At 69.4% G+C, this 19,883-nt stretch carries 17 protein-coding genes and 2 pseudogenes; 9 read left to right on the top strand and 10 right to left on the bottom strand.

Annotated features, from left to right (window positions below):
• Window positions 1–8 precede the first annotated feature (8 nt).
• Window positions 9–2,420, top strand: a complete 2,412-nt coding sequence (gene murJ / locus JXZ78_RS10540) for a murein biosynthesis integral membrane protein MurJ (RefSeq protein ID WP_030017075.1) — start codon at window positions 9–11, stop codon at window positions 2,418–2,420.
• 107 nt (window positions 2,421–2,527) lie between these two features.
• Window positions 2,528–4,249, top strand: a complete 1,722-nt coding sequence (locus tag JXZ78_RS10535; RefSeq protein ID WP_030017074.1) for a protein kinase family protein — start codon at window positions 2,528–2,530, stop codon at window positions 4,247–4,249.
• Between the two features lie 264 nt (window positions 4,250–4,513).
• On the opposite strand, the gene JXZ78_RS10530 is transcribed toward JXZ78_RS10535, so the two are convergent.
• Window positions 4,514–4,939, bottom strand: coding sequence for a hypothetical protein (locus JXZ78_RS10530; RefSeq protein WP_030017073.1), 426 nt, complete (start codon window positions 4,937–4,939; stop codon window positions 4,514–4,516).
• Between the two features lie 260 nt (window positions 4,940–5,199).
• On the opposite strand from JXZ78_RS10530, the gene sigM reads away from it, so the two are divergent.
• The 4 genes from sigM (at window position 5,200) to trxA (ending at window position 8,335) form a co-directional block, all read left to right on the top strand.
• A complete protein-coding gene (sigM, locus tag JXZ78_RS10525; RefSeq protein ID WP_275127640.1) occupies window positions 5,200–5,937 on the top strand; it encodes an RNA polymerase sigma factor SigM in 738 nt (245 codons plus the stop codon).
• Window positions 5,934–6,866 carry an anti-sigma factor family protein gene (locus JXZ78_RS10520; RefSeq protein WP_030017071.1) on the top strand — a complete coding sequence of 311 codons (933 nt, stop codon included), beginning with the start codon at window positions 5,934–5,936 and terminating at the stop codon, window positions 6,864–6,866. Before sigM ends, JXZ78_RS10520 begins: the two co-directional genes overlap by 4 nt.
• Before the next feature lie 117 nt (window positions 6,867–6,983).
• On the top strand, window positions 6,984–7,958 hold the full coding sequence (trxB, locus tag JXZ78_RS10515; protein WP_030017070.1) for a thioredoxin-disulfide reductase: 975 nt from the start codon (window positions 6,984–6,986) through the stop codon (window positions 7,956–7,958).
• Window positions 7,959–8,008: 50 nt separating this feature from the next.
• Window positions 8,009–8,335, top strand: a complete 327-nt coding sequence (trxA, locus tag JXZ78_RS10510) for a thioredoxin (RefSeq protein WP_030017069.1) — start codon at window positions 8,009–8,011, stop codon at window positions 8,333–8,335.
• Window positions 8,336–8,416: 81 nt separating this feature from the next.
• Here trxA and JXZ78_RS10505 read toward each other — a convergent pair whose 3' ends face one another.
• The 9 genes from JXZ78_RS10505 to rpmH form a co-directional block, all read right to left on the bottom strand.
• Window positions 8,417–9,034: a GNAT family N-acetyltransferase gene (locus JXZ78_RS10505; RefSeq protein WP_030017068.1), complete on the bottom strand. Its 618-nt coding sequence runs from the start codon at window positions 9,032–9,034 to the stop codon at window positions 8,417–8,419.
• Between the two features lie 307 nt (window positions 9,035–9,341).
• Window positions 9,342–10,442, bottom strand: coding sequence for a ParB/RepB/Spo0J family partition protein (locus JXZ78_RS10500; protein ID WP_078623886.1), 1,101 nt, complete (start codon window positions 10,440–10,442; stop codon window positions 9,342–9,344).
• Complete coding sequence (locus JXZ78_RS10495) at window positions 10,439–11,515, bottom strand: AAA family ATPase (protein WP_078623885.1); 1,077 nt, start codon at window positions 11,513–11,515, stop codon at window positions 10,439–10,441. The genes JXZ78_RS10500 and JXZ78_RS10495 overlap by 4 nt, the downstream gene beginning before the upstream one ends.
• Before the next feature lie 254 nt (window positions 11,516–11,769).
• Entirely contained in the window at window positions 11,770–12,495 is a 726-nt protein-coding gene (gene rsmG / locus JXZ78_RS10490; RefSeq protein ID WP_030017065.1) for a 16S rRNA (guanine(527)-N(7))-methyltransferase RsmG, read from the bottom strand.
• A 105-nt stretch (window positions 12,496–12,600) separates the two neighbouring features.
• Window positions 12,601–13,134: a Jag family protein gene (locus tag JXZ78_RS10485; protein WP_030017064.1), complete on the bottom strand. Its 534-nt coding sequence runs from the start codon at window positions 13,132–13,134 to the stop codon at window positions 12,601–12,603.
• Window positions 13,135–13,148: 14 nt separating this feature from the next.
• Entirely contained in the window at window positions 13,149–14,348 is a 1,200-nt protein-coding gene (gene yidC / locus JXZ78_RS10480) for a membrane protein insertase YidC (protein WP_030017063.1), read from the bottom strand.
• Window positions 14,349–14,351: 3 nt separating this feature from the next.
• On the bottom strand, window positions 14,352–14,669 hold the full coding sequence (yidD, locus tag JXZ78_RS10475; protein WP_003978865.1) for a membrane protein insertion efficiency factor YidD: 318 nt from the start codon (window positions 14,667–14,669) through the stop codon (window positions 14,352–14,354).
• Window positions 14,666–15,064: a ribonuclease P protein component gene (rnpA, locus tag JXZ78_RS10470; RefSeq protein ID WP_030017062.1), complete on the bottom strand. Its 399-nt coding sequence runs from the start codon at window positions 15,062–15,064 to the stop codon at window positions 14,666–14,668. The genes yidD and rnpA overlap by 4 nt, the downstream gene beginning before the upstream one ends.
• Window positions 15,065–15,085: 21 nt before the next feature.
• Complete coding sequence (gene rpmH, locus JXZ78_RS10465; protein ID WP_003949374.1) at window positions 15,086–15,223, bottom strand: 50S ribosomal protein L34; 138 nt, start codon at window positions 15,221–15,223, stop codon at window positions 15,086–15,088.
• Window positions 15,224–15,581: 358 nt separating this feature from the next.
• On the opposite strand from rpmH, the pseudogene JXZ78_RS41300 reads away from it, so the two are divergent.
• The 3 genes and pseudogenes from JXZ78_RS41300 to dnaN form a co-directional block, all read left to right on the top strand.
• Window positions 15,582–15,864: pseudogene (locus JXZ78_RS41300) on the top strand (chromosomal replication initiator protein DnaA); the annotation flags it as partial.
• 185 nt (window positions 15,865–16,049) lie between these two features.
• Window positions 16,050–17,543, top strand: a pseudogene (gene dnaA / locus JXZ78_RS10460) (chromosomal replication initiator protein DnaA); the annotation flags it as partial.
• Between the two features lie 1,101 nt (window positions 17,544–18,644).
• Window positions 18,645–19,775, top strand: coding sequence for a DNA polymerase III subunit beta (dnaN, locus tag JXZ78_RS10455; RefSeq protein WP_030017060.1), 1,131 nt, complete (start codon window positions 18,645–18,647; stop codon window positions 19,773–19,775).
• Window positions 19,776–19,883 lie beyond the last annotated feature (108 nt).

Here is a 19,883-nt window from a genome sequence, read left to right as displayed (position 1 = left end):
GGGCAGCGATGAATGCGCCGTACGACGGTGACCGCGGCAGGGGTGCGCGCGGCACTCCTGCGGGTCAGGGACCGCCGACGCCTCAGGGGCAGCCGCCCCAGGACCCGTACGTGCAGGACGCGTACGCCAACGACCCGTACCGGTCGCAGGACCCCACGACCCAGGACCCGGTGAACGACGTCCTCTACGACCGCTCGGCCCACCCCCCGCCGGCTCCCGGCCAGGCCCCGAACCCGCTCTACCAGCAGCCGCCTGCCCCGCAGCACACCCCGGACCCCCAGGTGTGGGCCCCGCCCCCGCCTCCCGAGCCCCAGGGCCCGACCCGGCACCTGCCGTACGGTGACGACGCCGCCACGCAGTTCGTGGGGGTGGACGACCTCATCACGCAGGCCGCCGACGAGCGCCCCGGGCAGGACGCCTTCGCGCACCTGTACCGGGACCAGCAGCAGCCGTACGAGCCGCAGCGCCCGCAGGAGCCCCAGCGCCCCTACGAGCCACAGAGTCCCTATGAGCAGCAGCGCCCGCAGGAGGCGCAGCAGCAGCCGTATGGCCAGCAGCCCCCGTACGGACAGCAGCGTCCCCAGGAATCGCAGCAGCCCTACGGACAGCAGTCGCCGCCAGAAGCACAGCAGCCGTACGGACAGCAGCAGCCTTACGGCCAGCAGCGCCCGTACAAGCCGCAGCAGCCGATGACGCCGCAGCCGGACCCTCTCGCGCAGACCGCAGCCCTGCCGGAGCAGCCGCCTGCCCCGGTGCCCGCGCCGGAGCCCGCCAAGCGCTCCGGCGGACGCGCGTCCAGCCTGCTGAAGTCCAGCGCCGTCATGGCCGCGGGCACGCTCGTCTCCCGCATCCTCGGCTTCGTCCGCAACCTCGTCATCGCCGCGGCGATCGGCGTCGGCACCCTCAACGACTCGTACCAGGTCGCCAACACCCTGCCGACGATGATCTACATCCTGGTCGGCGGCGGCGCCCTGAACGCCGTCTTCATCCCGCAGCTGGTGCGGGCCATGAAGAACGACGAGGACGGCGGCGAGGCGTACGCCAACCGGCTGCTGACCCTGGTCACCGTGCTGATGGCCGGTGTCACCACGGTCTGTGTGCTGGCGGCGCCGCTCTTCATCAGCATGATGTCGCCGAAGATCGCCTCGGATCCCGAGCAGATGGACGTCGCGGTCGCCTTCGCCCGCTACTGCCTGCCGACCATGTTCTTCATGGGCGTGCACGTCGTACTGGGACAGATCCTCAACGCCCGCGGCCGGTTCGGCGCGATGATGTGGACCCCGGTCCTCAACAACATCATCGTGATCGCCACCTTCGGCGCGTTCATCTGGGTCTTCGGCAGCTTCTCGCACAGCGGCGTGGGCGCGGGCAACGTCTCCGCCGACGCGGTACGGCTGCTGGGCATCGGCACCCTGCTCGGGCTGACCGTGCAGGCGCTCGCCATGTTCCCCTACCTCCGGGACGCCGGTTTCCGGCTCCGTCCCCGCTTCGACTGGCGTGGACACGGGCTCGGCAAGGCCGCCCGGCTCGCCAAGTGGACCTTCTTCTTCGTCCTCGCCAACCAGCTCGGCCTGATCGTGGTGACCCAGATCGCCACCTGGGCCGGCTCGGTGGCCGAGAGCGAGGGCCACTCCGGCACCGGCATCACCGCCTACAACTACGCGTTGCAGCTCTGGCAGATGCCGCAGGCCATCATCACCGTCTCGGTCATGACCGCCGTCCTGCCCCGCATCTCCCGGGCCGCCCACGACGGGGACGTCACCGCCGTCCGCGACGACATTTCCTACGGGCTGCGGACCTCGGCGGTGGCCATCGTGCCGTGCGCCTTCGCGTTCGTGGCGCTCGGTGTGCCGATGGCGACACTGATGTTCTCCAGCGCCGGCACCGGCGCCACCAACATCGGTTACGTGATCATGGCGTTCGGACTGGGCCTGATCCCGTACTCCGCGCAGTACGTCATCCTGCGGGGTTTCTACGCCTACGAGGACACCCGTACGCCGTTCTTCAACACGGTGATCGTCGCCGTCGTCAACGCGGCGGCGTCCGGGCTGTGCTTCCTCCTCCTCCCGGCCCGCTGGGTCGTGGTGGGCCTCGCCTTCTCCTATGGCCTGGGATACGCCGTCGGCGTCGGCGTGGCCTGGCGGCGTCTGCGCACTCGGCTGGGCGGCGACCTGGACGGATCGCACGTCATTCGTACGTACGCCCGTCTCGCCGGCGCCTGTGTGCCCGCCGCCCTGGTCGGCGGCGCGGCCGCATACGGAATCACCCTGGCGCTCGGCAGCGGCGTGACCGGTTCGCTGGCCGCCTTGGCCGGTGGCGGTGTCACACTGATCGCCGTCTTCTTCCTCGCCGCGAAACGGATGCGGGTCGAGGAGATGAACGCCATGGTCGGCATGGTGCGCGCCAAGCTGGGGCGCTGAGCGGGCACAACCATCGGCCGCAACCGTGTGTCGTGCATAGTGGCGGACTGTGGGCACAATTGTCTTGGCTCGTAGAGCCTGCAACGGATGGGGAGGCAGGAACGACGGTGGCGGAACGGAGCACGGCTGCCGTCGACGTGGCCGACACGAGCGGTGACGAACCGCTGACCGCCCAGGCGGGACAGGCCACGGACGACGGTGCGGAGGCCGAGAGCGTAACCGGCACGGACCAGGAAACCGCACGCACCGGCGAAGAGCCTGCCGCGGTGGCCGACACCAAGCCGCCCGAACTGCACAGCGGCCACAAGCTCGCCAGACGCTACCGCCTGGAGGAGTGCGTCACCCGTCTGGACGGATTCAGCAGCTGGCGTGCGGTCGACGAGAAACTGCGCCGTGCAGTCGGCGTACACATCCTGCCCGCGGACCACCCGCGTGCCCGCCCCGTGCTGTCCGCCGCGCGCTCCGCCGCGCTGCTCGGCGACCCCCGCTTCGTGCAGGTCCTCGACGCCGTCGAGGAGAACGACCTCGTCTACGTCGTGCACGAGTGGCTGCCGGACGCCACGGAACTGACCGCGGTGCTCGCGAGCGGCCCGCTGGAACCGCACGACGCCTACCAGCTCGTCAGCCAGGTCTCCCAGGCCATGGCCGCCGCCCACCGGGAAGGCCTGGCCCACCTCAGACTCAACCCCAGCTCCGTGCTGCGGACCGAGTCCGGGCAGTACCGCATCCGCGGCCTGGCCGTGATGGCCGCGCTGCGCGGCATCAGCAGCGAGCACCCGCAGCGCACGGACACCGAGGCGATCGGCGCGCTGCTGTACGCCGCCCTCACCCAGCGCTGGCCGTACGAGAGCGACGCGTACGGCCTGTCGGGGCTGCCCAAGGACGTCGGCATGATCCCGCCGGACCAGGTACGGGCCGGAGTGCACCGCGGCCTGTCCGAGCTGGCCATGCGGGCGCTGGTCAACGACGGTGCCACCGCCTCCCGCCAGGAGCCGGCCTGCACGACTCCGGAGGAACTGGCGAAGGCCGTCACGGCCATACCGCGCATCCGTCCGCCGGAGACATCCTTCACCGCGCCGCCGCCCTACCAGCGCACCGCTTTCCAGCAGGGCTCGTACGGGCAGCCCCCGTCGCGCAACGGCGGGGCTCCGGCCCGGGCCGCAGCGGTGCCCGCTCCGCCGCCACCGCTGCAGAGCCGCACCGGCCGGGCACTGAAGTGGTGCGTGTCCGGACTGCTGATCGCGGCGCTGGGGCTCGGGAGCTGGCAGCTGGCGGACACCCTCATCAAGGGCGAAGGCCAGGAGACCCAGGAGAACACCCAGCCCGAGAGCGCCAAGCAGAAGAAACCCGCACCGAAGCCGATCAAGATCGACAACGCTACGGAGTTCTCCCCCCGCACCAGCAAGCCCGTCGGCAAGGACTCGGCCTCGGCCTCGAACGCCGTGGACGGGGACCCGGGCACCGCCTGGGTGACCGGACTGTTCAAGGGCTGGGCGAACTTCGGCAACCTTCCGTACCGCGCGGACGGCAGCGGTCTGGTCGTCGACCTCGGCAGCGTCCAGGACGTTTCCGAGGTGCAGGCCAGCATGTACCGGGCGGGGCAGACGGCCGAGGTGCTCGCCGCCGCTCCCGAGGCGTCCGACCCGACGACGCTCGACGCGTTCACGCAGCGCCTCTCGAAGCTGGAGAAGGCCGGCTCCTCGCTGTCCGTGAAGGTGGACAAGCCCGTCAAGACGCGTTACGTCCTGGTCCACATCACCGAGTTGCCCAGCGACGAGGCGGAGGACGGCTACCGGGGCGGCATCTCGGAGATCAAGGTCAGCGGCTGACCCCTTCGGGCGCCCTTCGCGGGGTGCTCGAAGGGCTCGTCCCGGCCCCCGCTCCTGCGGGATCCGGCCAGTTCATGAAGACAGGGCACGTGCTGCATCAGCAGCACGTGCCCTGTTTTTTGCGAAGCGGCGGGTGTCTTCCGGCTCTGATTCCGGCAATTACCCGTGAATCCGGCTGCTGCCATTGGGGCAGGCCGATGAGCAACCCGGGGCTTCGGCCGACGCACCGGCAGGAGCCCCGGAAAAACGGAACCTACTTACGCTTCAGTTCCACTTGGTGCAATACACCTGATTGTTGCCGAAGTACCCACAGGCCCGCACCGAGTACCCGGGGCCGTCGTTCTGGAGGTTGTTGTTCGCGATCGATGCCGTGTCGCCCGGGTCGAGGGTCACCTCGCGCTTCTGCACCAATTCCTTCCAGGTCTTTCCGCCGTCGCGGGAGACGTCCATCCAGAGCGCCCCCTCACTGTCGCTCCCGTTCGACGTCATGCTGGCCATCGTCCAGTCGTGACCGTCCGTGCAGCGGTAGACGAGGAGCTTGACCGTGGCGTGCCCGCCGTAGGTCTTCACCGACAGCGTCTTGCGGTAGCTACAGCTGCCCTTGGAGTACGCGGACGCCGAACCCGGCATCGCCCCCACGGCAATGACCGAGGCCACCACGACCAGCAGAAGGCGCTTGAGGTTTTTCATACAGGAATTCCTTGAATCTGTGTCGACAGACGAGAAGCGGCCGGCCGGACCGTTCCACAGCGGCCGATTCCCGGCGGTCAGGTTTTGTGCAGCACCTTGATCGTTCCAGTCGTCGCCGCGACTCGGCAACTTTCGCATTCCGCACTTATATGCCGGTGAAGTAATGGCGTGCCCGGCACCGAACAGTGAGCGGCACCCGCGGTGGCCGAGCCTGTCCCCTCACCTGACCGGCGTTTACTTTCGCAGCCCGGCGGGCTTCAATGGAGCCACCTATCCGCTACCCGCCGCGAGCAGGGGGACATGTGGGGCCTGAGACGGGCGGCTCTGACGTGGTGAGCGACGCCGACCTCCTCGCGCGCCACGTGGCCGGTGACCCCGAAGCCTTCGGCGAGATAGTCCGGCGCCACCGTGACCGGCTCTGGGCGGTGGCGCTGCGCACCCTCGGTGACCGGGAAGAAGCGGCGGACGCCGTGCAGGACGCCCTCGTCTCGGCCTACCGGGCCGCCCACACCTTCCGCGGTCAGTCGGCCGTCACGACCTGGCTGCACCGCATCACGGTCAACGCCTGTCTGGACCGGGCGCGCAAGGCGGCCTCCCGCCGTACGTCTCCGGTCGCCGAGACGGAGCGGCTGGAGCAACTGCTGGAACCGCACGAGTCCGCCGCCGTGCCGGCCGAGCGGCAGGACCTGTACCGGGAACTGCTCGGCGCGCTGCGCACACTGCCCGAAGAACAACGTGCGGCGCTGGTCCTCGTTGACATGCAGGGATATCCGGTGGCCGAGGCCGCCGCGATCCTCGACGTCCCCACGGGGACGGTGAAGAGCCGCTGCGCGCGGGGCCGGGCCCGGCTTCTTCCGATGCTCACCCATCTGCGCCCGGGTGAAGGGGATAACAGACCCGTCAGCGGGGGAAGGAACCGGGCGCAGGGGACATCCGTCCCAGAGGCGGCAGGGCCGAAGGACACAGATGCCGTGAAGGGCGGAGGTGGGCGCTCGTGACTTCGACGACCGACACGGACGAGCACCCGGAGGTCTCCGAGATCTCCGCGCTCACGGACGGGCTGCTCTCCCCGTCCCGCACCGCGGACCTACGGGATCACCTCGCGTGCTGTGAGCTGTGCGAGGACGTCCACGCCTCCCTGGAGGAGATCCGCGGTCTGCTGGGCACCCTCCCGGGGCCCACGCGGATGCCGGCCGACGTGGCGGAGCGTATCGACGCGGCGCTGGCGGCCGAGGCGCTGCTCGACTCCACCGCTCCGGACCAGGAACCGGCCGTGCGGGAAGTCCCGGCAGCCGTGACCGTTCCTGTTTCACGTGAAACCGACAGCGCTCCCTCCGCCGCCCCTCCCGTGCCCGTCACCCGGCCCGCAGGGCATCCGCGGGCGGCTTCCGGCCCGGGGCGCCGTGCGGCCGGTGCCCGGCCCCGGGGCCGGCGGTGGCCGAGGGCACTGCTCGGCGCGGCGGCCGCCGCGGCGGTCATCGGCGTCGGCGGGATCGTCATCCAGAACGCGACCACCGGCAGTGGCCAGGGGGCGGCGCAGAAGCCGCACACCGAGACCGCGGAGAAGAGCACGGGGGGCCCGTCCGGGCTGACGTCCGCCACCCTGGAGTCACGGGTCCACGACCTGCTGGCCTCGTCGCACACCAAGAAGACGCCGGACGTCGGCACGCAGAGCTCCCCCGACACACCGCTGCGGGGCGCGAGGGACACCGTGCCATCCTGCGTCCAGCGCGGCACCGGTCGACCGGAGACTCCCCTGGCGTCCACACAGAGCACCTATGAGGGCAAGGACGCCTATCTCCTGGTGCTGCCGCACCCGACCGACGCCGACCGCGTCTCCGCCTACGTCATCTCCGCCTCCTGCGTCTCCGCGTCTCCGCCGGCTCCCGGCAAGGTGCTGCTGGCCCACTCGTACCGGCGAGCCTGAACCGGCGGAAAGGGCGCCGGGGCTCCGCGGGAATGCTTGCCCCGTAGGATCCGTTGGGTGGGGTGAGAGTTCACCGAGAGCCCCAGCAAGCAGTCGGCAGAGACAAGGAAGACACCCGTGAGCGACGTCCGTAACGTGATCATCATCGGCTCCGGGCCCGCGGGCTACACCGCCGCGCTCTACACCGCCCGTGCCTCCCTGAAGCCGCTGGTCTTCGAGGGCGCCGTCACCGCCGGTGGCGCGCTGATGAACACCACCGAGGTGGAGAACTTCCCCGGGTTCCGCGACGGCATCATGGGCCCCGACCTGATGGACAACATGCGTGCCCAGGCCGAGCGCTTCGGTGCTGAACTGGTCCCGGACGACGTGGTCTCGGTCGACCTGACCGGTGAGATCAAGACCGTCACCGACACCGCCGGCACCGTCCACCGCGCCAAGGCCGTGATCGTCACCACCGGCTCCCAGCACCGCAAGCTGGGCCTGCCCCGTGAGGACGAGCTCTCCGGCCGCGGCGTCTCGTGGTGCGCCACCTGCGACGGGTTCTTCTTCAAGGACCAGGACATCGCCGTGGTCGGCGGTGGCGACACCGCGATGGAGGAGGCCACCTTCCTCTCCCGCTTCGCCAAGTCCGTCACGATCATCCACCGCCGTGACACGCTGCGGGCCAGCAAGGCGATGCAGGAGCGCGCCTTCGCCGACCCGAAGATCAGCTTCGTCTGGGACAGCGAGGTCGCCGAGCTGCACGGCGAGAACAAGCTCTCCGGCCTGACGCTGCGCAACCTGAAGACCGGCGAGACCTCGGAGTCCCCGGTGACCGGCCTGTTCATCGCGATCGGCCACGACCCGCGCACCGAGCTGTTCAAGGGCCAGCTGGAGCTGGACGACGAGGGCTACCTCCAGGTGGAGGCCCCAAGCACCCGTACGAACATCACGGGTGTCTTCGCCGCCGGCGACGTCGTCGACCACACCTACCGCCAGGCGATCACGGCGGCCGGTACCGGCTGCTCCGCGGCCCTGGACGCCGAGCGGCACCTCGCCGCGCTCTCGGACAGCGAGGACGTCCCGGAGCCGGAGAAGACCGCCTCCGCCTGACTCCGCCCCTGACGCCCCCGAGCCCCATTCCACCCAGTAAGGAGACTGCCATGGCCGGTGCCACGGTGACCGTGACGGACGCCAACTTCGAAGAGGTCGTTCTCAAGAGCGACAAGCCCGTACTCGTGGACTTCTGGGCCACCTGGTGCGGCCCGTGCCGCCAGATCGCCCCTTCGCTGGAGGCCATCGCCGCCGAGCACGACGAGATCGTCATCGCGAAGCTGAACACCGACGAGAACCCGACCACCACCGCCAAGTACGGCGTCATGTCGATCCCGACGATGAACGTCTACCAGGGCGGCGAGGTCGTGAAGACCATCGTCGGCGCCAAGCCGAAGGCGATGCTGGAGCGCGAGCTGGGCGACTTCCTCGCCTGATCGCACTCCGCGCCCCGCACGAACGCGAACGGGCCCGCCCCTCCGGGGGCCGGGCCCGTTCGCGTTCGTCGTGGCCCGTTTCTAGAGCGGGCGCAGAGCCGGTTCCTTCTGCACCGCCCCCAGGAGGCGGTCCAGGGCCATCTCCACGTCTTCCTTCCACGAGATCGTGGTGCGCAGTTCCAGCCTCAGGCGGGGGAAGCGGGGGTGCGGGCGGACCGTCTTGAAGCCGACGGCCAGGAGGTGCTCGGCAGGGAGCACACACGCGGGCTCCGACCACCGGGCGTCGCCGAAGGCCTCGACCGCCTTGAAGCCGCGGCGGATGAGGTCCTTGGCCACCGTCTGCACCATCACCCGGCCCAGCCCCTGCCCCTGGTAACCGGGCGTCAGCCAGGCCGTGAGGAGCTGTACGGCGTCGGGGGACACCGGGCTCGTGGGAAAGGCCGTGGAGCGCGGCACGTACGCGGGCGGGGCGTACAGCACGAAACCGACCGGGACGTCGTCGACATGGACCACCCGGCCGCAGGAGCCCCACTCCAGGAGGACGGCCGAGATCCAGGCTTCCTTCTCCAGCTCGGGCCGACCCGCTCTTACCGCGGCTTCACCGCTGACGGGGTCGAGTTCCCAGAAGACGCAGGAGCGGCAGCGCTTGGGGAGATCCGGAAGGTTGTCCAGCGTGAGCGGTACGAGCCGACGGCCCATGAAGACAGGTCCTCGCTTCCCTCGCCCGCCGCACCGCGCGATGCCGTCCGCACGTCCCGCTCTCTGAGCAGGCCACCGACGAAACCACCGACTGCTCCCAGGCCGAAGCCCGCTGCCAGCAGTCCGGTGCGGCTCACCGTTCGCATGGCTTACTCCTTGTTGTGGGGGTTTCCACGTGGATGTGTGCCATACCCGATCGCATCGTATCCACGGTCCGCGTATGCGGATACCGCCACACAGCAAAGGGCGGGCCGTGTTCCGCAATCCGCTGGGAACACGGCCCGCCCTCCGGGCCGGAGAACTCCGCTCAGTCCTCGTCGCCGTTCTCCTCGGCGAGGCTCTTGTCGAGCACCCGTCCCTCGCCGGGGGCCAGGGTGCCGAGGATGCGCTCCAGGTCTTCTATCGAGGCGAACTCGACGACGATCTTGCCCTTCTTCTGCCCGAGGTCGACCTTCACCCGGGTCTCGAAGCGGTCGGACAGCCGCGAGGCGAGACCGGTCAGGGCGGGGGAGACCCGGCCGCCGGCCCGTGGCTTCTTCGCCTTGGTGGTACCGGTGGGCTCGGAGCCCATCAGCCGCACGATCTCCTCGACCGAACGCACCGAGAGTCCCTCGCGGACGATGCGGCGCGCCAGCTCCTCCTGCTCGTCCCCGTCGTCCACGCCCAGCAGGGCACGTGCGTGGCCTGCGGAGAGCACCCCGGACGCGACCCTGAACTGCACGGACGTCGGGAGCTTCAGCAGCCGCAGGGTGTTGGAGACCTGCGAGCGCGACCGGCCGATACGGTCGGCCAGCTCGTCGTGGGTGCAGCTGAAGTCCCGCAGCAGCTGGTCGTAGGCCGCGGCCTCTTCCAGCGGGTTCAGCTGAGCCCGGTGGAGGTTCTCCAGCAGTGCGTCCAGCAGCAGCTTCTCGTCGTCGGTCGCGCGGACGATCGCCGGGATCCGCTCCAGGCCGGCCTCGCGGCAGGCCCGCCAGCGCCGCTCGCCCATGATGAGCTCGTACCGCTGGGGACCGGTCTGCCGGACGACCACCGGCTGGAGGAGGCCCACCTCCTGGATGGAGGTGACCAGCTCGGCGAGTGCCTCCTCTTCGAAGACCTCACGCGGCTGCCGCGGGTTGGGCGTGATCGCGTCGAGCGGCAGCTCGGCGAAATGCGCCCCTGCGACCTCCCCCGACACGTCTGCCACTGCTTCAGGCTTGTGCGGTTCTTCCGTTTCACGTGAAACGGACCTGGCCGCGATCGAGGTGACCTTGGCCGCCGCCACCCCGCGGTCCGGCGGCAGCGTCGGCACCGCGGACGGCGATGTCGCTCCCCGGCCCACCGCGGGCGCGGCGTTCTCCGCTGCCTGCGGTGCCGCGGGGATCAGCGCACCGAGCCCGCGGCCCAGTCCTCTACGTCGTTCGCTCACTGATTCCCCTCCGACATGCTGTGCTGTGGTTCGTAGTTCACGGTGAGGCCCTCGGTGCCGGTACCGGCCTGGGCGACTCCCCGCAAGGCGATCTCCCGGGCCGCTTCCAGGTAGGAGAGCGAACCGCTGGATCCCGGGTCGTAGGTGAGGACCGTCTGCCCGTAGCTGGGCGCCTCGGAGATACGCACCGAACGGGGGATGCTGGTGCGCAGCACCTCGCTGCCGAAGTGGTTGCGCACCTCCTCCGCGACCTGGGAGGCCAGCCGGGTGCGGCCGTCGTACATGGTGAGCAGGATCGTCGACACATGGAGCTTGGGGTTGAGGTGCCCGCGCACCAGGTCGACGTTGCGCAGCAGCTGGCCGAGCCCTTCCAGCGCGTAGTACTCGCACTGGATCGGGATCAGCACCTCGGCACCGGCGACCAGCGCGTTGACGGTCAGCAGGCCGAGTGAAGGCGGGCAGTCGATGAGGATGTAGTCCAGCGGCTGTTCGTAGGCCTTGATGGCCCGGTCCAGCCGGCTTTCCCGCGCCACCAGCGAGACCAGTTCGATCTCGGCGCCCGCCAGGTCGATCGTGGCCGGCGCACAGAACAGCCCTTCCACGTCGGGGACCGGGACCACGACGTCGGCCAGCGGCTTGCTCTCCACCAGCACGTCGTAGATGGAGGGGACTTCGGCGTGATGATCGATGCCCAGGGCCGTGGAGGCGTTGCCCTGCGGGTCGAGGTCGACGACCAGGACCCGGGCACCGTGCAGAGCCAGTGAGGCAGCAAGGTTGACCGTGGTGGTGGTCTTGCCGACCCCGCCCTTCTGGTTGGCGACCACCATGACCCGGGTGTTCTCGGGGCGGGGCAGGGCTTCTCCGGTGCGGCCTGGCGTCTGAACCGCCAGCTGAGCTGCACGACCGATCGGGGTGTCGTCCATGGGGGACGGCGTTTCACGTGAAACGTCATCCCCGAGCGACTCGCTACGGGGACCGGGGACCGGGTCGGTCATCGGGCCCGCGATGTTGGCGTCGGACCGCAAGGATTCACTCTCCTCGACATCAGGCTCGCAGTGCTCAGAGCCTGCCATGCTTTCGGTGTCGTGAACCAGTGAGGTCCGCTCTCCTGTGGATGAACCCACCTCTGTGGATACTTCCGTGACCCGTGGGGGTGTCCGGTCACGCGGCGCGGCAGCCGCGCGACCACGGCTGATGATTCCATGCAGCAGAGAACGACGTTTCACGTGAAACACGATGACAGCGTTGCGTCCGTTTTGTACGCGACACTCCGCTTTATGTCGTTTTGTTGGTTTCGCTGGGGTAGTCAGCTGGGCCAAGGCCCCGCTCAGCGGCGCCGTCCCCGCTGTGCCCGGCTGGGCCTGGCCGCCTTCGCGCGCTTGGCCGCGAACCGCACACCGCCCGGGCTCTCGCCGACCTCGACACGGACCACGGTCGACAACGGATCCACGACCCCCTCGCCGACCTGCACCACCGAGGTCTCCACGACACCGAGCTTGCTCAGCGCGGCACGGGCCCCCTTCAGCTCCTCCTCGGCGGTGTCTCCCTTGAGCGCCAGCATCTCGCCGTAGGGACGCAGCAGCGGAACACCCCAGCCCGCCAGCCGGTCGAGCGGCGCCACCGCACGCGCGGTCACCACATGCACCTGCGGAAGCTTGCCCATGACCTCCTCCGCACGGCCGCGCACCACCGTGACGTGGTCCAGCCCGAGCAGCTCGACCACCTCCAGCAGGAAGTTCGTCCGCCGCAGCAGCGGCTCCAGCAACGTGATCTTGAGGTCCGGCCGCACCAGGGCCAGCGGAATGCCCGGCAGACCCGCACCCGAGCCGACATCACAGACGGTGACGCCCTCGGGCACCACCTCGGAGAGCACCGCGCAGTTCAGCAGGTGCCGCTCCCACAGCCGCGGCACCTCGCGCGGACCGATCAGACCTCTGCGTACGCCCGCGTCGGCGAGCAGCTCGCCGTAGCGCACGGCCTCCGGAAAAAGCTCACCGAACACCTCACGCGCCACATCCGGCGCCGGTGGGAGCTCCGCTGCTGCGTCCGTCACGGGAAACGCCCTTCCTCTGGACTGTTTTATAAGGCTGACAAGATGTGGCCCCGCCTGCGAGACAGACGGGGCCGGTGACATCAAGGCTGTGCGGGGCTCTGGCCGTCAGGCCGGAAGGACCACCACACAACGCTGGGGCTCTTCGCCCTCGGACTCGCTGCGCAGCCCCGCGGCCGCCACCGCGTCGTGCACGACCTTGCGCTCGAAGGGGGTCATCGCCTTCAGCTTCACCGGCTCGCCGGTGCCCTTGGCCTCTTCCGCCGCCTTCGCGCCCAGCTCCGCGAGTTCCTCGCGCTTCTGGGCCCGGTACCCGGCGATGTCCAGCATCAGGCGGCTGCGGTCACCGGTCTCCCGGTGCACCGCGAGCCGGGTCAGCTCCTGGAGCGCCTCCAGCACCTCACCGTCCCGGCCCACCAGCTTCTGCAGGTCACGGCTGGTCGAGTCGCTGATGATCGACACAGCGGCGCGGTCGGCCTCGACGTCCATGTCGATGTCGCCGTCGAGGTCGGCGATGTCCAGCAGACCCTCGAGGTAGTCGGCCGCGATCTCACCCTCCTGCTCCAGGCGGGTGAGGGTGTCGGTCCCCTCGGCGGCCGGGGTCCCCCCTGTCGACGACGAGGGGCGGGTCGTGTCCGTCACGGAAGGACTCCTTCTTACTTCTTGGACGGGTGCTTGGGCCGCTGCTGGCCCTTGCGCTGTCCGGACTTGGCGTTACGGGAGCCGGAGGCGGAGGAACCGCCCTTCGGCTTGCTGTCCTGAGGTGCCTGCTTCTCCAGCGACTGCTTCTTCGAAGCGTCCGCGCCGGAGACGTCGGAAGCGCCGGCACCGGCCCCCGCACGGGTGCGCCGCTGCGCACCGGCACCACCGGCGGGCTTGCTGCCGCCGGCCTGCTTGGCGCCGCCGGTGGTGGTGGGCTGGGTCTGACGCTGGGACTTGCTCTGCCGCTTGGGCTGCTGCCGGTTCTGGCGCGCCTCCTCGGCGACCTTCTTGGCCTCGACCTCGGCCGGGTCCTCCTTGAGCTTGCCCTTGGCGCGCAGCCGCTGCTGACGCTCCTCGAAGGCCTTGCTGCCCGGGGTGGGGTTCCGGCGGATGACGAACATCTGCTGACCCATGGTCCAGACGTTGGTGGTCAGCCAGTACAGGAGAACGCCGACGGGGAAGCCGGGGAAGCCGATGCCGAAGACGGCGAACATGATCGGGAAGACGTACATCAGCATCTTCTGCTGCTGCATGAACGGCGTCTTCACCGTCAGGTCGACGTTCTTGGTCATCAGCTGGCGCTGCGTGTAGAACTGCGACGCCGACATCAGAACGATCATGATGACGGTGACCACGCGGACGTCGGTGACCGACGCCCCCAGAGACTGGATCTTCTCCGGGGTGTCCAGGAACTTCGCGGCCAGCGGCGCGCCGAAGATGTGCGCCTTCTGGGCGCTCTCCAGCAGCGACTGGTTGATGACACCGACGGTCTGGTTGTTCGCGATGTGGCTGAGGACCTGGTACAGCGAGATGAAGAACGGCGACTGCGCCAGGATCGGCAGGCAGCTGGAGAGCGGGTTGGTGCCCGTCTCCTTGTACAGCTTCATCATCTCTTCGGACTGACGCTGCTTGTCGCTCTTGTAGCGCTCCTGGATCGCCTTCATCTTCGGCTGGAGCGCCTGCATGTTCCGCGTCGACTTGATCTGCTTCACGAAGAGCGGGATCAGGCAGATACGGATCAGCACCACCAGCGAGACGATGGACAGACCCCACGCCGCGCCACTGTTCTCGTCGAAGATGAGGCTGTAGAACGAGTGGAACTGGACGATGATCCAGGAAACTGCGTAATAGAGAGGACTGAGGATCGTGTCCACGAATCAGGCTCCTTGGGCGGTGGGCTGAGTCTCAGGCTGTGCGGCAGGCTCAGGGACGGTGGACCCGCCCAGGCGGCTCCTCAGCCGCCGATGCCAGACCGGACGCTTCCGGGGTGGTACGTGGTCGACGCCACCGGGCGACCACGGGTTGCAACGCAGGATGCGCCAAGCCGTCAGCGCGGTCCCTTTCACCGCGCCGTGCCGGTCGATGGCCGTATAGCCATAGTGGGAGCACGACGGGTAGTACCGGCAGACCGGCCCCAGCAGGGGGCTGATGGTCCACTGGTACAGCTTGATCAACAGCAGCAGCGGGTACTTCACCGCGGCTCCCTCCCCTGACCTCGGGTGGGGGGAACTCCATCCAGCAGCCGCTGCAGCGCGGTGTCCAGGTCACGGGCCAGCTGATCGTGGTCCGCATCACCCGCGCCGGGCAGCGCCCGTACGACAACCAGGCTACCGGCGGGCAGCCGGTCCAGCCGGTCGCGCACGAGGTGGCGCAGCCGTCGCTTGACCTTGTTGCGGACCACGGCACCGCCGATGGCCTTGCTCACGACGAAACCCGCACGCGCCGGGGGAGGGCTCTCCCCCGCTGCGTGCGGGTCCGTTGCACCGCTGCGTAGATGGACGACGAGGAGCGGGCGCCCGGCCCTGCGTCCCCGGCGTACCGCGGTCGCAAAGTCCTCGCGCCGCCTCAGCCGATGCTCGGTAGGCAGCACGTCATGGACCTAGCTCAGGGCTCAGGCCGACAGGCGGGCGCGACCCTTGCCACGGCGGGACGCGAGGATCGCGCGGCCGGCACGGGTACGCATCCGCAGGCGGAAGCCGTGGGTCTTGGCGCGACGACGGTTGTTCGGCTGGAAGGTGCGCTTGCTCACTCGGGGGCTCCAGAGATGCTTGGTGTCTCCGGGGAGACAGGTGTGGGGCGTCGATTGGCTGTCACCGTGCGCCCACGAGTAGCTCGCAACGCCCGAGTGCACCGCTACTTCGATCACTAGAGCGCGATCTTTGCCCATCGGAGGCAGGCGGCAGCAGCCATCGACAACTCGACCTGGTTACGGTACGCGCGGCGGCGTCATCCGGTCAAACCGGCCCTCGGCCGGGACACACTATGCACAGCCTGTGGACAACAACTTGAATCACCAGGGTCGCCCTGACTACCGTGGGTCAACTCCGATTCCTTCCCGCCCGTCCTGAGAATCACACATTCGTGGGACCAGTGAGAGAGCGTGCTCTGTGGCCGACGTACCTGCCGATCTTGCCGCAGTGTGGCCACGCGTTCTTGATCACCTCCTACGCGCGGAGAGCGACAGCCTCAAGCCGAAGGACCAGGACTGGCTGAAGCGGACCCAGCCGCTGGCTCTGGTGGCCGACACGGCCCTGCTGGCCGTACCCAACGAGTTCGCCAAGGGTGTGCTGGAAGGCCGGCTCGCGCCGCTCATCGGTGAAGCACTGAGCCACGAGTGCGGCCGTCCGATCAGGATCGCGATCACCGTCGACGACTCCGCCGAGGAACCGCAGCCTCAGCAGCCGATGCAGCAGTCCCAGCCGTCTGCGCACATGCAGCAGCGGCACCATCCCCAGCATCCCCAGCAGTCCCAGCAGCAAGGGGGACAGCCGGGGCAGCAGCACGATGCGTACGGCGGCTACGACAGCCGGCAGAGCGAGGGCTACGACAGCCGGCAGGGCTACGGCCACCAGGACGACGACCTGCCCCACGTACGTCCCGCGTACCCGGAGTACCAGCAGCACCAGCAGCCCCGGCACGAGCCCGGCGCCTGGCCGCAGCACTCCGGCATGGGCGGCCAGACCGGCCCCGGCCCGCGCGAGGACTACGGATGGCAGCAGCAGCGCCTCGGCGGCTTCCCCGAACGCGACCCCTACGCGACGCCGCCCCCCGCACACGTACAGCAGCAGCACCAGCACCCTCAGCGGTCACAGGGCGACTACCGTTCGCAGGCTCCCGAACACACCGGCCCGCCGCAGCACCAGCATTCCGAGGGCCACTCCCCGTACGAGCAGCAGCCGCCGCAGCGCCGTGACCTGTCCGAGCACCAGCCTCCCGCGCACATCCAGAACCCCGGCCCCGGCGGTCTGCCCGCGCCCAGCGGCGCCCCCGGCCCGCTCGCCGCGCAGCCCGCGCCCGCGACCGGCCCCGGTGAGCCGACCGCCCGGCTGAACCCGAAGTACCTCTTCGACACCTTCGTCATCGGCGCGTCCAACCGCTTCGCGCACGCCGCCGCGGTCGCCGTGGCCGAGGCGCCGGCCAAGGCGTACAACCCGCTGTTCATCTACGGGGAGTCCGGCCTCGGGAAGACGCACCTGCTGCACGCCATCGGGCACTACGCGCGAAGCCTCTACCCGGGCACCCGGGTGCGCTACGTGAGCTCGGAGGAGTTCACCAACGAGTTCATCAACTCCATCCGCGACGGCAAGGCGGACGCGTTCCGCAAGCGCTACCGCGACATGGACATCCTGCTCGTCGACGACATCCAGTTCCTGGCCAGCAAGGAGTCGACGCAGGAGGAGTTCTTCCACACCTTCAACACGCTGCACAACGCGAACAAGCAGATCGTGCTGTCCTCGGACCGGCCGCCCAAGCAGCTGGTCACCCTGGAGGACCGGCTGCGCAACCGCTTCGAGTGGGGTCTGATCACCGACGTCCAGCCGCCGGAGCTGGAGACCCGGATCGCGATCCTGCGCAAGAAGGCGGTCCAGGAGCAGCTGAACGCGCCGCCGGAGGTGCTGGAGTTCATCGCCTCCCGCATCTCGCGCAACATCCGCGAACTGGAGGGGGCGCTGATCCGGGTCACCGCCTTCGCCTCCCTCAACCGCCAGCCGGTGGACCTGGGCCTGACGGAGATCGTCCTGAAGGACCTGATCCCCGGCGGCGAGGACGCGGCACCCGAGATCACCGCGACCGCCATCATGGCCGCGACCGCGGACTACTTCGGGCTGACCGTGGACGACCTGTGCGGATCGTCGCGCAGCCGCGTGCTGGTGACGGCGCGGCAGATCGCGATGTACCTGTGTCGTGAGCTGACGGATCTGTCGCTGCCGAAGATCGGGGCGCAGTTCGGCGGGCGGGACCATACGACGGTGATGCACGCCGACCGCAAGATCCGGGCCTTGATGGCCGAACGGCGTTCCATCTACAACCAGGTCACCGAGCTGACGAACCGCATCAAGAACGGCTGACGCGGCATCGGCCACCGGCCGGCCGGAGTTTCCAGGGCGCCCCGGGACGTGACCGCTCCCGGGGTGCCCTTCGTCGCTCGGTGGGCTCCGCGGACGTACGGCGGGCTTCCTGGCCCGTGCGCCCTCGTACGCCCCCGTACGCCCCGAGTACCCCGCCCCTCCGTACCCGTGCGGCGCGGCTGCTCGGCTCGTACAGCGGAGTTCTCCGTCTCGCTCAGCGGGCTTCTCCGCCCGGTACGGGACGCCCGGCCCCGCCGTACGGAGACCTCTCCGCCGCGCCCCGCAGCCCCTCCGAACCCGCCCCACGACCGTCTCGGCACCACCCCGACCCTGTCCCGACCCTGTGGAAGGCCACCGCTCTGTTCGATTCCGCGTCAGGTCACGGCCGTACTCCACAGATTGGCCAAGATTCTTCCGTCCACATGCTGGGGACTGGGAAGTTATCCCGGTGGCTTCCACAGGGGGACCGGCCGCGGCAGCATCTGCCGAGGTCAGCGGCGTGTGGATTTGTGACTAACGCTCATCCACAGGGTGTGGACAGAGGATTCGTCCACAGGGGGCCGTTCGCGTTGTCCACCGCCCGCCCACAGGCGGCCCCCGCTTGTCCCCAGCTTCTCCACACCCCTGTCCACTGTTCGGCAAGGCGACACCCGCGCTCACCGGGCCGAGTGAAAGGCGTCACACCAAGGTGCCGGATTGGGCTGTGGGGAACCGGGGTAAAGCTGGGGACAGGACTGGGGAGAAGTAGGGCTCCCCTGTGCATCGGGTGTGCATGAAGAGCGGCGATCCACAGACACAGCCGGTTGTCCACGGCTGCCGCCCACAGGACCGGTGGACAAAAAAACCGTGTTGACCTGCGCAAATTCAGTTGTCCACGGTTTCCACAGGCCCTACTACTACGACCACAGATAGCTACCGGGGAACTCGTTTCGAAACGGGTCCTGTGCACAACTTGGGGGTCGGTCGTCCGGCGCCTCTCGACCCGACTTGACCCCGAGCAGCAACAGCTGTCGGTGACGTACGTCAGACTGGTCCCCGGCGACCCAGCCGACGAAGAAGGCCAGCAGGGCGTAAGCCAGCAACAGCAGGAGGCGGTTTCCGGTGAAGATCCGGGTGGAGCGCGATGTACTCGCGGAGGCAGTGGCCTGGGCGGCCAAGAGCCTCCCGGCCCGTCCGCCGGTGCCCGTCCTCGCGGGCCTGCTGCTGAAGGCGGAGGAAGGCAGCCTGAGCCTCTCCGGCTTCGACTACGAGGTCTCGGCGCGCGTCTCCGTCGACGCGGACGTGGAGGAGGAAGGCACCGTCCTGGTCTCCGGCCGCCTGCTGGCCGACATCTGCCGTGCCCTCCCCAACCGCCCGGTGGAGATTTCCACCGACGGTGTACGGGTCACCGTCGTCTGCGGCTCCTCGCGGTTCACCCTCCACACCCTCCCGGTGGAGGAGTACCCGGCGCTGCCGCAGATGCCGACCGCCACCGGCACCGTGCCCGGTGAGGTCTTCGCCGCGGCCGCCGCCCAGGTCGCCATCGCCGCCGGCCGTGACGACACCCTGCCGGTGCTCACCGGTGTCCGGATCGAGATCGAGGGCGACACCGTCACGCTGGCCTCCACCGACCGCTACCGCTTCGCGGTCCGCGAGTTCCTGTGGAAGCCGGAGAGCCCGGACGCCTCCGCGGTGGCCCTGGTGCCCGCCAAGACGCTCCTGGACACCGCCAAGTCCCTCAGCAGCGGCGACAGCGTCACGCTGGCGCTGTCCGGCTCGGGCTCCGGCGAGGGCCTGATCGGTTTCGAGGGCGCGGGCCGCCGGACGACCACCCGGCTCCTGGAGGGCGACCTCCCGAAGTACCGCACGCTCTTCCCCACCGAGTTCAACTCGGTCGCCGTGATCGAGACCGCCCCGTTCGTCGAGGCCGTCAAGCGCGTGGCCCTGGTCGCCGAGCGGAACACTCCGGTGCGCCTGAGCTTCGAGCAGGGCGTGCTGATCCTGGAGGCGGGCTCCAGCGAGGACGCACAGGCTGTGGAGCGGGTGGACGCCGACCTGGAGGGCGACGACATCTCCATCGCCTTCAACCCGGGCTTCCTCCTGGAGGGCCTGTCGGCGATCGACTCCCCGGTGGCCCAGCTGTCCTTCACCACCTCGACCAAGCCGGCGCTGCTCAGCGGCCGCCCGGCCAAGGACGCCGAGGCGGACGACGCGTACAAGTACCTGATCATGCCGGTGCGTCTGTCCGGCTGATCTTCTCTCCGGCTGACCGGCGGTCCGCACGGTCCGCCGACGGAAGTCACCCGAAAGTTTTCCCTCCGCCCCTGATACACGAGCGCTACGTGCGTGCATCAGGGGCGG

The sequence above is a fragment of the Streptomyces monomycini genome, assembly GCF_022271435.1.
Taxonomy (GTDB): Bacteria; Actinomycetota; Actinomycetes; order Streptomycetales; family Streptomycetaceae; genus Streptomyces; species Streptomyces monomycini.
The sequence above is the reverse complement of the archived record's forward strand: the minus strand, read 5'-3'. Positions and strand labels throughout refer to the sequence as shown.

What these genes read in the sequence shown, in the direction of transcription:
- sigM (WP_275127640.1), top strand. Translation starts at nt 5,200, where the DNA reads ATGGAGCCACCTATCCGCTACCCGCCGCGAGCAGGGGGACATGTGGGG.
- murJ (WP_030017075.1), top strand. Translation starts at nt 9, where the DNA reads ATGAATGCGCCGTACGACGGTGACCGCGGCAGGGGTGCGCGCGGCACT.
- trxA (WP_030017069.1), top strand. Translation starts at nt 8,009, where the DNA reads ATGGCCGGTGCCACGGTGACCGTGACGGACGCCAACTTCGAAGAGGTC.
- JXZ78_RS10505 (WP_030017068.1), bottom strand. Translation starts at nt 9,034, where the DNA reads ATGGGCCGTCGGCTCGTACCGCTCACGCTGGACAACCTTCCGGATCTC.
- JXZ78_RS10495 (WP_078623885.1), bottom strand. Translation starts at nt 11,515, where the DNA reads ATGGCAGGCTCTGAGCACTGCGAGCCTGATGTCGAGGAGAGTGAATCC.
- JXZ78_RS10530 (WP_030017073.1), bottom strand. Translation starts at nt 4,939, where the DNA reads ATGAAAAACCTCAAGCGCCTTCTGCTGGTCGTGGTGGCCTCGGTCATT.